This window comes from Candidatus Poseidoniia archaeon, assembly GCA_030748895.1.
GTDB lineage: Archaea > Thermoplasmatota > Poseidoniia > MGIII > CG-Epi1 > UBA8886.
On sequence record JASMLC010000001.1, the window covers coordinates 152,922 to 164,118 of the forward strand.

An 11,197-nucleotide genomic window follows, 5' to 3' on the forward strand; every position below is an offset into this window, starting at 1 on the left:
TGCACCACCGATATACCTATAAACCGCTTCTGGAATTTGATAAGCGGTTAATATGATACCGACCGAACTGAACGGAAACCTCCTGAAAGAGCTGCGCGGCCGCACCTGCCGCCTGCTGGCGCGCGAAGAGTGGACGCAGGCGCAGCTCGGCCGCGCGCTCGGCGTCTCGCAAGTCATGGCGGGCAACTACCTCGCCGGGATGCCGACGCCGCTGCCCGAGCCGACCGAGAGCGACTTGCAGCAGGCTGCGCGTCGCCTGGCGGGGGCGCTGCGCGACGGCGCGGTGCGCGAGTGGTCGCTGGCGCTGCTGCTCGACGGCGAGCCACTGACGGTGCGGCTCCCTTCGGGGGGGGCGCGCGAAGCGGTGCTGGCCGACCTGGCGCGGGCGCGCAAGCGGCTCTCGCCGTTGCTGGCGCACCTCTCGCCCGAAGTGCGCTGCAACCTGGCGTGTGCGCTGCCCGAAGCGAAGGCGGCGGACGGCATCGCCGCGTTCCCGGGCCGGCTGACGCCGGTCGGGGGCGAAGCGCGGCCGCTCGCGCCGGCCGAGTTCGGTGCGTCGCACCACCTCGCCGAACTGCTGCTGCTGCTGCGCCAGCGGATGCCTGCCCGTAAGGCGATAGTCAACCTGCGCTGGGACGCGGTCGTCGAAGACGCGCTGCCGCGCGCCGGCCTGCCGCTGGCACGGCTGGTGCGCAAGGGCGAGCGCCTCGAGCTGCCGGGCGGGGGCCTCGCGCCAGCGCTGGTCGACGAGGGCAGCGTCGGGTGGGAGCCAGCGCTCTACCTGCACGGCGACACGCTCGACGAAGTGGCGACGCAGGTTGAAGCGCTCGCGACCACGGCGGAGCTGGCATGAGCAGCGGCTTCGCGCTGCTACTGATGCTGGCGACGCTCGGTTTCTTCGGCTTCATCGGGTGGCAGGCGGGCCGCGAGCGGCAAATCGACCGCGACTACTTCCTCTCGGCGCGCGGAACGCAGCCGTGGCAAGTCATCGGGCTCTCGCTCTTCGCGTCGGGAATGGGAATCTGGATTCTCTTTTCGCCGTCGGAAGTGGGTTACTACGCTGGCTTCTACGACGTCTTCGCATACGCGCTCTCGGCGGCGACGCCGTTCCTGCTGCTGGCGCGGCTGGGCCCAATGGTGCGCGAGCGGCTGCCCGACGGGATTACGCTCGCCGACTATGTCCGCACGCGGCTGGGGCGGCAGATGCAGGTGTACGTCGGCTGCATCGCCGTGCTCTATATGTTCACCTTCCTTTTCGCCGAGTTTACCGCCATCGGCAAGGCGCTGCACGTTTTGGCAGGCATTGAGCCGATTATCCCGATAGTCGCCGTCGCAGCCGTGACAGCAGCCTATACCGCCTACGGGGGACTGCCGGCGTCGCTGGGCACCGACCGCATTCAGGCCTGGTTCATCATCTGGCTGCTGCTGGTGGTAGCGCTGCTGATGCTGGGTGAAGGCCCGCGTGACCTGTGGGACCGCGCCGTCGCCTTCAACCCGGAAGACGACTGGAGCATCGGCAGCATAACCTTCACCAGCCCCGAGACGCTGAAGAGCGGGCTGGCGTTGCTCATCGCGATTACCGCCGCCGAGATGTTTTCGCAGGGGAACTGGCAGCGCACCTGGGCTTCGCGCGACGACGACGCGCTGCGGCACGGCGCCTACCTTGCGGCGGGCCTCTGCTTTGTGGCGGTGTTGGTGATGGGATTCCTCGGCACCGTCGTCGCGGGTGATGGCGCCGTCGAAGACCCTTCGGCGGCGTTCTTCTACCTGCTCGCTGGCTATCCGGCGCTGCTACTGGCGTTCTTCGTCGTGCTGGGAGTGGCGCTGGTCTGCTCTAGTGTCGACACCTTGCAGAACGCGATTGTCGCCTCGATTTCGCAGGACCTCTCCGACCAGCGACTGACGCTGGTGCAGGCGCGGCAGATGTCGCTGCTGCTCATCCTGCCGGCCATCTGGCTGGCGCTTGAGATGCAGGCGGCGTCGGTCTTTGCCATCTTCCTCTTCGCCGACTTGCTGGCGACCGCAACCGTGCTACCGGTGCTGCTCTCGCTCTGGGAGCGCGTCGTCCCGCAGGCGGCGCTGGCGGGCGCCGTTGCCGGGCTGCTATCGGTCGTGGCGTACGGCGCCGCGACCGCCGACGTGGCGACCGGCGTGGGATACCTGACGTCACCGACCAACGCGTGGGGGCTCGCCAACCTTGGTGTTTTCCTCTCGGCACTACTCGGTTCGGGCATCGTCACGGTAGGCGGCTCGCTGGCGCTCGCCCCGAAGAGCGGTAAATAAAGCTCTTCAGGCGTGCAACGCGCTGAAATTGCCCTCGAGCAGCAACAGTTTCCCGGAATGGCATTCGACCCGCACGCGCCCCGACTCGCCGACCTCGTTGTGCAGCCCGCGCGCGCCCATCGCGAGCGACTCTCGCACCAGCTCCCAGCGCGCGCCGCTAACGCTCACGGTGGCGTCGGCTAGCGCCAGCAGCGAGAAGAGCGTCCCCGGCTCTGCCGCGAATTCGGCGCTCCCGGCAACGGCGGTGACGCGGAAGCGGTCGTCGTGCAGCGCAACGCCCTCGAAGGCGAGCGCCAGCGCCGCCAGCGTGTGGTCGAGCCGGCCGCCTGACCAGCCGACGACCACGATTTCGTCAGCGCCCTGCGCCCGGGCCCACGCGACCGCCTTCTCAAGGTCAGAGCGGCCGGGGTCGTCGTCGCGCACCAGCCGGTCGGCCAGCTCTTTCAGGGCATCGGCGGAGAGCGAATCCATGTCGCCGACGATTGCGTCCGGACTAACGGCGGCGTCGAGCAGTCGCTCGCCGCCGCCGTCGGCACCGACGACCAGCGCATCGCGCGCCAGCACTGCAATATCGGCGGGCAACGACCGGTCGCCCGCGACGAGCGCCTTCACAGCATCGCGCCGACCTTTTCCAGGATTTCGGGGTGATGCTCCTCCAGAACTTCCAGGATGCCCTGCACGGTTGGCTCCTCGACGCCAACTTTAACCATAGTCGCGACGACGGCGTCAATCATCTCCGGCTCGACCTCGGTCAGTTTGCTCTTCGCAAGGTAGGAGTGGTAGAGCCGGTCCTCCATCTTCGCGCGCCAGCCCCGGTCGTACGCTTGCAGGAACTCGTCGCTGAAGTCGCCCGCCTCCATCGCGGCGACAGCGACGCGCCCCGCTTCGCGTCCCGACAGGCAGGCGTTGGCGACGCCGCCGCCCGTGATTGAGTCGATGTGCCGCGCCGCGTCGCCGACCAGCATCACCCCCGCCGCGGCAGTCTGCTCGAGCGGCTCGGAGAGCGAAACGCCGCCGGCGATGGTGTCGATTATCCTGCCGTTGGCAAAGTCGGGATGCTCAGCGATGAACGAGTCGAGCAGTGCCTTGATTTCGCCCGGCTGTTTTACCCGCGAGAGCATGCAGCCGATGCCGACGTTGGACTTGCTATCCGTCTTCGGGAAAGACCAGATGTAGGCCCCCTTCGAGCCTTTGGCGAGATAGAATTCGCAGTAGGCGGGGTCGATATCCAGGTCGATTACCGTATACTGTAGCGCGCCGCACATGTCGGCCGGCTTGCGGTGCGTCGGCAGCCCCGCCCAGCGCCCCACCTGCGATTCGAAGCCGTCGGCGCCAATCACCACGCCACAGCGCAGTTCCTCGCGCGAGCCGTCGGGATTCCGCAGCCGCACCCCGGCAACGGCGTCGCCGTCGCGTAGCAGCCCGGTGACGGTCACGCCGGTCCGGACTTCGGCGCCCGCGTCGGCCGCCAGTTGCGCGAGATGCTGGTCGAGCCCGGTGCGCGAGATGACCGCGCCGACCTCGGTGCCGAGATTGTCGTCATCGATGGTAAGGCAGGTGCCGTTCGGCGAATAGATGCGCGCGCCGCGGACACGGTTGACGACCCAGTCGCCCTCGACCACGACGCCAATCATCTCGAGCCAGCGCGGGGCGATGCCCTCGCCGCACCGCACGGGAACGCCGATTTCGGCACGTTTCTCGAGCAGCAGCGTCCGCGCGCCTCCTTCGGCGGCGAACCGCGCCGCGGTCGAGCCGCCCGGCCCGGCGCCCACTACGATTACGTCCCAGTCCATCGTCCGGCGCCAGCTTCCGCCGATATTAAAGCGGTGGGGAGCAACTATTATTATTCTGCGACCCTGTCGGCCCATGGATACCCGCGTGCCCCTGCTGGCGGCGCTACTGCTATTTTCGGCGCTGCCGTCGCTGGCGGTTCCGCCCGCTGGCGCGGCGGAACCGCCCTGGTGGGAGACCTATTCGCGCGATGTCGACCGCGATGGCGTCAGCGACCTGCTGGATTGGAAAATGGCGCAGGGCGACCGCTTCTTCGCCCCGGGCGACGCGCGTGTATTCGTACGCTATGACCACCACCCCGATGACGGTGACGTCGCGCGACTCGCAGCGGCGGGCGCGACCGTCACTTTCCGGGCGCAATACCTCGACCTGCTCGGGACGACCATGCCGCGCCCGCTCGTCCCCGTCGTGGCGGAGTGGCCGGGCGTCGTGATGCTCGACGACATCGGCAAAGCAGAGCCACACATGCACGAGGCGGTGCCGGTGATGGGCGTCGACCTGGCGTGGGAGCTCGGTTTCGACGGCGCTGGCGTCACCGTCGCGATTGTCGACACCGGCGTCGACGGCCTGCACGCCGGGCTCGACGATCAGGACGATGACCCGCTCACCGACGACCCCAAGATTCTCGTCTATTACAACGCCTATGATGACCAGGAATACGACGGTCGCCTGTCGGAAGACAGCGGTACCCACGGCTCCCACGTCGCGGGCATCACCGCCGGTACCGGCGACGGCGACACCGCGCCCGACGGCAGCCGCTACGTTGGCGTCGCACCGCAGGCGAACCTCGCGAACGTGCTGGTCTGCTGCTCGGGCGACATCGAAGATATCATCCGCGGCATCGAGTGGACGATGGCCAACCAGGAGCGCTTCGGCATCCGTGTCATGACCTCCAGCCTCGGCGAGCAGCAGGTGGAGTTCCACATCGACAACGACGGCCGTTCGGCCTGGAGTCAGGCGGTCGATGCGGCGGTCGAATCGGGGCTGGTGGTGACGCTCTCGGCGGGCAATGAGTTCGGCGCCGCGACCGTCGCCGGCTGCAACACCATCGACTCGCCGGGCGACGCGCGGCTGCCCATCACAGTCGCGGCACTCGACAAGGACCTCTCGCTGGCGGTCTACAGCAGCCGCGGCTACACATCCGACGGCCGTGTCAAGCCGGACGTCGCGGCCATCGGCTCGAACATCATGGCGCCCAACAAGGGAACGGGAACGGGCTACACCTCGAAATCCGGCACCAGCATGGCGACGCCGCTGATGGCGGGCATCGTCGCGCTGACGCTCGAAGCGAACCCCGACCTGACCCCGGCCGAAGTCAAGGACACAATCGTCGCCGGCTACGCCATCGAGCGTGAAATCCTCGACGACAGCGACCTCTACACCAACGACTGCTCGCTGCTCGAGACGCGGCCTGACAACGAATACGGTTACGGCCAGGCGGACCCCCGCACCTTCGTCGAAGTGGCGGGGCAGGTTGACCCGCTGCTACGGGTCGCCTGGACCATCCCGCCGCGCTATGAGACGGTGAACGGCACCGACGTCGAAGTCAAGCCCGCAATCCACAACGGCTCCTGGCTCTACGGGGGCGCCGATTCCGGTGGCTCCCCCGTCGCCGACGGCGTCGAAGTGCGCTTCGGCGCCTCGGGCTGGTATCCCGCTACCGACACGTCCCCGCAAGGCGACTGGGCGTTCTGGAAAATCCGCGTCCCGCCCGAAGTGGCGAAGGGCAACCAGACGCTCGCGGCGCGCCTCGTCGCGGCGCCCGACCGGATGTCGCCGATTGACTCGGCCAGCGTCGTGCTGCTCAATGAACATGCGCCTGCACCGAAACAGAATGATTCCCCGGGGCCGCCATTACTGGTGGGGCTGACAGTGCTGGCAGCCGTTGCGCTGCGTCGCCGTGATTAGGCGAGCCGCAGCCGCCCGGTAACGAACGGGTTTTTCTCGCGCTCGCGGCCAATAGTTGTCTGCGGGCCGTGGCCCGGGAAGACGAGCGTCTCGTCGGGCAGCGCCATCAGCTTGTCGCGGATGGACGCCATCAGCTGCGCGCTGTCGCCGCCGATGAAGTCGGTGCGCCCGACCGAGTCGCGGAAGAGCACGTCGCCGCCAACGAGCATTGGTGGCACCTCGTCGCTGGCGGGTGCGAAGAAGCAGAGCGAATCGGGGCTGTGGCCGGGGCAGTGCAGCACCTCGAAACGAGTGTCGCCGACCGCGACGGTGTCGCCCTCGTCGAGAAAGCCACCCGGCTCGACCGGCTCGGGGACGGGCATCCCGAACATGCGCGCCTGCCCCTCAAGGTTGGCGAGCCAGTCAGCGCAGAGCGGGTGGCACTCGAGCGGCAGCCCCAGTTCAGCGACCGCCTGCGCCGCGACGCCGACGTGGTCGAGATGGCCGTGCGTGGCGACGAGTCGCCTGACGGGGACGCCGGCTTCGTCGAGCATCGCCCGGATGCGCGACCATTCGTCGCCGGGGTCGAACAGGATGGCTTCGCCGTCCGCGACGGCAAGCGTCGCGTTCATCTGCAGCGCACCGACCGCGCGCTGGAGAATGCGCAGCGTCATCGCGGTTCAGCGCGCCTCGGCGGCCCACGTCTCGGCCAGCTGCACCAGCGTGCGAACGGTGATTCCCGTCGGGCCTTTGCGCAGGTGCGGCCTGCCCTTGTTGTCCCAGGCAGTGCCGGCGATGTCCAGATGCACCCACGGGGTGCCGTCGACAAACTCCTCGAGAAACTTGGCGGCCGTGACGGTTCCCGCCTCGGGGGTGCCGGAGACGTTCTTCAGGTCGGCCAGTTCGCCCTTCATCAGCTTGCCGTATTCAGCGTCCATCGGTAGCTGCCAGTAGCGTTCGCCCGCCGCGTCGCCCGCCGCCATCACGCGGCCCGCGAGCGCGTCGTCGTTGGCCATCACCGCCGCGCGGGTCGACCCGAGCGCGTAGATGACGGCGCCGGTGAGCGTCGCCGAGTCGATGATATGCGTTGCGCCTTCGGCGACGGCGTAGCAGAGCGCGTCGGCCAGCACCAGCCGCCCCTCGGCGTCGGTGTTGTCGACCTCGACGTGCTTGCCGTTCATCGCGCGCACGATGTCGCCCGGCCGCGTCGCGGTGCCGGACGGCATATTCTCCGCCAGCGCCAGCAGCGCGGTCACGCGCAGCGGGACCTTGAGCCGCGCAATCGCGGTAATCGCGCCATACATGCAGGCGGCGCCCGACATGTCGTACTTCATCTTCTGCATGTTCTTCGACGGCTTGATTGAAATCCCGCCGGTGTCGAACGTAATCCCCTTGCCGACCAGCCAGAGATGCACCCTCTTCGGCGCCTCGCCGGGCGACCAGTCGAGCCGCACCAGCTGCGGCGGCCGCGCCGACCCGTCGGCGACCGAGCAGAGCGCGCCGGCGCCCATCGCACGCAGTTCCGCCTCGCCCATCACGTTCACCGCCAGGCCATGCGCCGGTCCCTCGGCCGCCGCGCGCGCGGCGAACTCCTCCGGGCCGAGCTCGTTGGCCGGCAGGCTTGCCAGCTCGCGCGCCACGTTGGCGCACTCGCCGACGACGAAGCCCGCCTCGGCGCCGTCGCGCGGGCCGCAGACGACCAGCGCTTCCAGCGTACTGTCGTCCTGCTCGAGCCGGTATTGCTCCAGCCCGAAGCCGCCCGCCACAGCGCCGGCGACTGCGCTGTGCGCGTCGCCCTCGAGCGCCAGTGCCAGCCGGTGGTAGCCGCGGCCATTTGCGGCGCGCACCGCCTGCCCGCCGAAGGCGAACGCCGCCTCGGTCGACCAGTCGTCGCCGCAGCCAATCAGCAGCAGCCGTCGCGCGGCGAAGCCATCGGGCGCATGCAGCAGCGTTAGCTCGCCCGGCTTGCCCTTCAGCTCGCCCGCCTCGCGCAGCGGCGCGACCAGCGCGCCGACCGCGTCCGGAGCCTCGTCTTTGAAAACCGGCACCGCCAGTGCGTCAGCCGCAACTGCGCTCAGCTTTCCGTCGTCGAACTCAAGCTTCATGCCGCGCCACCTGCGGCCCCTTTATAGAAATGGAGCTGCGCTAGAACCGCAGCTCGTCTTCCGCCGCCAGCACCATCCGGCTGCGGTCGCCCTCGACCGCCACGCCGGGGCCGAGAATGCAGTCCTCGATGACTGCGCCGGTCGCGCTGGCGCCAGCGAGCAGCACCGAGCGGCGGACAACGCATCTGTCAAGCGATACGCCGGGGCCGATGACCGTGTCGGGGCCGACGATGCTGCTCCTGACTTCAGCGTCAGCCGCAATCAGCGCGTTGCCGCGCACGCTCGCGCCGGGATGCGCCGCGGTCGCCTCGTGCTCCAGCAGCATCGCGTTCGCCGCAAGGTAGCTCTCGGGCGTCCCGGCGTCAATCCAGCTGCCGGCGAAGGGGAAGCCGTGCAGCCCCGCGCCAGCCAGCTGCGTGAAGATTTCGCGCTCGACCGAGACCTTGCGGCCGGCGGGAATCATCGCGAGAACCTCTGGTTCGAGCAGGTATGTCCCGGCGTTAATCAGGTTCGATTTTTCCTCGCCTTCTGCCGGCTTTTCCTGGAAGCCGACAATCGCGTTGCCGTCCAGCTCCGCCACCCCGTAGCGGCTCGGGTCAGCTACATCCCACAGCGCCAGCGTCCCGAGCGCGCCGGTCGCGCGATGCTGCTCCAGCATCGCCTCCGCGTCGAGAGACGAGACGATGTCGCCATTGAAGACCAGCGCCGTTCCCGTGATGTGGGCGCGGCAGTTGCGCATTGCGCCGCCGGTCCCGAGCGGCTCCGTTTCGGGGACGATAATCACCTCGCGTCCGCAATCGATTGCGGCGAAATGCGCCGCGATTGCGTCGGCCTGGTGGTGGACCGCCAGCGCGACCTTCGTGACGCGCCCGGGCAGGCTGCGCACCAGCCGCTCGAGCATCGGTACGTTCGCGAGCGGCAGCAGCGCCTTCGGCGTCGCGAGCGTCAGCGGCCGCAGCCGCGTGCCGAAGCCGCCGACAAGGATAATCGCTTCCACGTGGCCCGAGCGGCGGCGGTATTAGAACGGCAGCGCGCCGCGCTGCCAGAGCGTGTCGAGCACCAGCCCCAGCGTGAAGAGCAGCCCGCCCAGCTTGACGAAGTGGAACGCCCACGCCACGTACCAGAGCGGCCAGATGGGATACTCCTCGGGGGGGTTGTCGGGCGTGCGCCCTTCCTTCAGGTTATCGGGCATCGCGTCGAACGCCAGCTGGAACGCTTCCTGCGGGGTCGCCGGCACCGGCTTGCCCAGCATACGGACGCAGAGCATCGCGCGCGGCAGCGCCAGCAGCGCCAGCGCCATGAAGGGATGGCCGCCGCCGCCAACCAGCGGCGCGTCGGCCGCCAACGCCAGCCAGAAACAAATCGGGAAGAAGGCCCAGATGAGCAGCTGCGTCAGCCATGCGGCACCGCGCAGCCCGAGCAGCACCGGCAGCGTGTGGATGCGCTTGCGCAAATCGTCGTCGTGCTTGTCCATGTGCTTGCCCATCACGACCGCCATTACCGTCAGGCCATACGGCACTGAGACCAGCATCGCCTCCCACAGCTGCGCCTCGGTCGCGACGTCACCGGCGAGCGCCCAGAAGGCGCCGCCGACCATCAGTGGCCCCCAGACGAAGAAAATGCCGATTTCGCCAAGGCCGAGCGACTTGAGCCGCAGCGGCTTGGCGACGTAGAGCACCGAAATCGCGAAGCCGACCAGCACGAAATACCAGATGATGACGCCGATTTTCTGCGCGAACCAGCCCGCTATCATCAAGTTCGCAAGGTAGCAGGTGAAGATGGCGGCAATCAGCCCCGGCTTGCTCACGAGCCCGTGCATCAGCGGGTGCGGCGCGTAGTTGGCGCGCGGGTAATCGGCGGTATCGACGCCGTGCAGCGTGTCGAAGTAGTCGTTGAGCATGTTATTGCCGGCGTGCGCCAGCAGCAACCCCACGACCACCAGCGTCGCGTCGAGCGGGGCGACCACGCCGGCCCCCAATTGCACCGCCAGCATCACCCCCACCAGCCCCGAGAAGAGCGTCATGTTGAAGACGCACGCCCGCGTGATGAGCATCCAGCGGCTCACTGGGTCGAGCGGGGCGCCCGGCACCGGGTTGGCGGTCTGGTAGATGGTGCGCCAGCGGGTGAGATAGGCAGGGGCGGTCATTCGTCCTCGTAATAGTCCAGCCCGAGGTGCGTTATGAGCGTCTCTCCCATCAGATGTCGCAGCGTATTCTCCAGTTTCACCTTCTGCGCGAACAGGTCGTGCATCGGCGGCAGCCCCGGCTTGGTCATGGGCGACTTGAAGTAGAACGAGAGCCACTCCTGGATGCCGCCCATGTTCGCGCGCTGGGCGAGGTCGAGGAACAGCGCGAGGTCAAGCACGATGGGGGCGGCGAGGATTGAGTCGCGGCAGAGGAAGTCGACCTTTATCTGCATCGGGTAGCCGAGCCAGCCGCGGATGTCGATGTTGTCCCACCCCTCCTTGTTGTCGCCGCGGGGCGGGTAGTAGTTGATGCGCACCTTGTGGTACAGGTCGCCGTAAAGCTCGGGGAATTTCTCCGGCTCGAGCATCTGCTCGAGAACGCCCAGCTTGGAGACCTCCTTCGAGCGGAAGCTCTCCGGGTCGTCGAGCACCTCGCCGTCGCGGTTGCCGAGAATATTGGTCGAGAACCAGCCGTCGATGCCGAGCAGCCGCGCCTTCAGTCCGGGCGCGAGGATGGTCTTCATCAGCGTCTGCCCGGTCTTGAAGTCCTTGCCCGCAATCGGCACCCCCGCCTCGCGCGCCAGCGCATGCATCGCCGGGAAGTCGACCGACAGGTTGGGCGCGCCGTTAGCGTACGGCACGCCCTCGCGCAGCGCGGCATACGCGTAGAGCACTGACGGCGCAATCGCGGGATGGTCGCTGTCCAGCGCCGCCTCGAATGCGTCGGGCGACTCGAACATGTCGCCCTCCGGCGCTTGATAAACTTCCGTGGAGCCGCACCAGACCATCACCGCGCGCTCCAGTTTGTGCGCCTTGCGGAATTCGCGGATGTCAGCGCGCAGCGCCTCGATGCGCGCACGGTGGCCCGTCTCGGGCTTGATGTGCGCGCCGTCGAGGTTCCTGACGAAGTGCCTCTCGAAAACGGCCTTCATCGGCGTAATCGCCT

Annotated in this window: 10 protein-coding genes; 3 read left to right on the top strand and 7 right to left on the bottom strand. The window is 68.1% G+C overall.

The genetic code is table 11. The annotated features are described in order from the left end of the window. The first annotated feature begins 52 nt into the window (after window positions 1-52). Window positions 53-853, top strand: a complete 801-nt coding sequence (locus QGG57_00795) for a thiamine-phosphate synthase family protein (protein ID MDP7006720.1) — start codon at window positions 53-55, stop codon at window positions 851-853. Further along, the gene (locus QGG57_00800; GenBank protein ID MDP7006721.1) at window positions 850-2,283 is read left to right on the top strand and encodes a sodium:solute symporter; all 1,434 of its coding nucleotides are present in this window, start codon (window positions 850-852) and stop codon (window positions 2,281-2,283) included. The genes QGG57_00795 and QGG57_00800 overlap by 4 nt, the downstream gene beginning before the upstream one ends. A gap of 6 nt (window positions 2,284-2,289) precedes the next feature. Here QGG57_00800 and QGG57_00805 read toward each other — a convergent pair whose 3' ends face one another. Beyond that, entirely contained in the window at window positions 2,290-2,895 is a 606-nt protein-coding gene (locus tag QGG57_00805) for a thiamine diphosphokinase (protein MDP7006722.1), read from the bottom strand. Next, window positions 2,892-4,076, bottom strand: coding sequence for an NAD(P)/FAD-dependent oxidoreductase (locus QGG57_00810; GenBank protein ID MDP7006723.1), 1,185 nt, complete (start codon window positions 4,074-4,076; stop codon window positions 2,892-2,894). Before QGG57_00810 ends, QGG57_00805 begins: the two co-directional genes overlap by 4 nt. 73 nt (window positions 4,077-4,149) lie before the next feature. Here QGG57_00810 and QGG57_00815 point away from each other — a divergent pair, with 73 nt between their 5' ends. Beyond that, window positions 4,150-5,982, top strand: a complete 1,833-nt coding sequence (locus tag QGG57_00815) for a S8 family serine peptidase (GenBank protein ID MDP7006724.1) — start codon at window positions 4,150-4,152, stop codon at window positions 5,980-5,982. Here QGG57_00815 and QGG57_00820 read toward each other — a convergent pair. The 5 genes from QGG57_00820 to QGG57_00840 form a co-directional block, all read right to left on the bottom strand. Then, complete coding sequence (locus QGG57_00820) at window positions 5,979-6,635, bottom strand: MBL fold metallo-hydrolase (protein ID MDP7006725.1); 657 nt, start codon at window positions 6,633-6,635, stop codon at window positions 5,979-5,981. The genes QGG57_00815 and QGG57_00820 overlap by 4 nt on opposite strands. Before the next feature lie 6 nt (window positions 6,636-6,641). Beyond that, window positions 6,642-8,066 (bottom strand): leucyl aminopeptidase, encoded by a 1,425-nt coding sequence (locus tag QGG57_00825; GenBank protein ID MDP7006726.1) that lies wholly within the window; start codon window positions 8,064-8,066, stop codon window positions 6,642-6,644. A 40-nt stretch (window positions 8,067-8,106) separates the two neighbouring features. After that, the gene (locus QGG57_00830) at window positions 8,107-9,063 is read right to left on the bottom strand and encodes an NDP-sugar synthase (protein ID MDP7006727.1); all 957 of its coding nucleotides are present in this window, start codon (window positions 9,061-9,063) and stop codon (window positions 8,107-8,109) included. 21 nt (window positions 9,064-9,084) lie between these two features. Then, the gene (locus QGG57_00835; protein ID MDP7006728.1) at window positions 9,085-10,212 is read right to left on the bottom strand and encodes a prenyltransferase; all 1,128 of its coding nucleotides are present in this window, start codon (window positions 10,210-10,212) and stop codon (window positions 9,085-9,087) included. Continuing rightward, a partial coding sequence (locus QGG57_00840; GenBank protein MDP7006729.1) for an inositol-3-phosphate synthase occupies window positions 10,209-11,197 on the bottom strand: 989 nt, incomplete at its 5' end. The genes QGG57_00835 and QGG57_00840, both read right to left, overlap by 4 nt.

Excerpts from the sequence above, each read along its gene's own strand:
- QGG57_00810 (MDP7006723.1), bottom strand. The coding sequence starts at position 4,076 with ATGGACTGGGACGTAATCGTAGTGGGCGCCGGGCCGGGCGGCTCGACC.
- QGG57_00825 (MDP7006726.1), bottom strand. The coding sequence starts at position 8,066 with ATGAAGCTTGAGTTCGACGACGGAAAGCTGAGCGCAGTTGCGGCTGAC.
- QGG57_00835 (MDP7006728.1), bottom strand. The coding sequence starts at position 10,212 with ATGACCGCCCCTGCCTATCTCACCCGCTGGCGCACCATCTACCAGACC.
- QGG57_00795 (MDP7006720.1), top strand. The coding sequence starts at position 53 with ATGATACCGACCGAACTGAACGGAAACCTCCTGAAAGAGCTGCGCGGC.
- QGG57_00815 (MDP7006724.1), top strand. The coding sequence starts at position 4,150 with ATGGATACCCGCGTGCCCCTGCTGGCGGCGCTACTGCTATTTTCGGCG.
- QGG57_00800 (MDP7006721.1), top strand. The coding sequence starts at position 850 with ATGAGCAGCGGCTTCGCGCTGCTACTGATGCTGGCGACGCTCGGTTTC.
- QGG57_00820 (MDP7006725.1), bottom strand. The coding sequence starts at position 6,635 with ATGACGCTGCGCATTCTCCAGCGCGCGGTCGGTGCGCTGCAGATGAAC.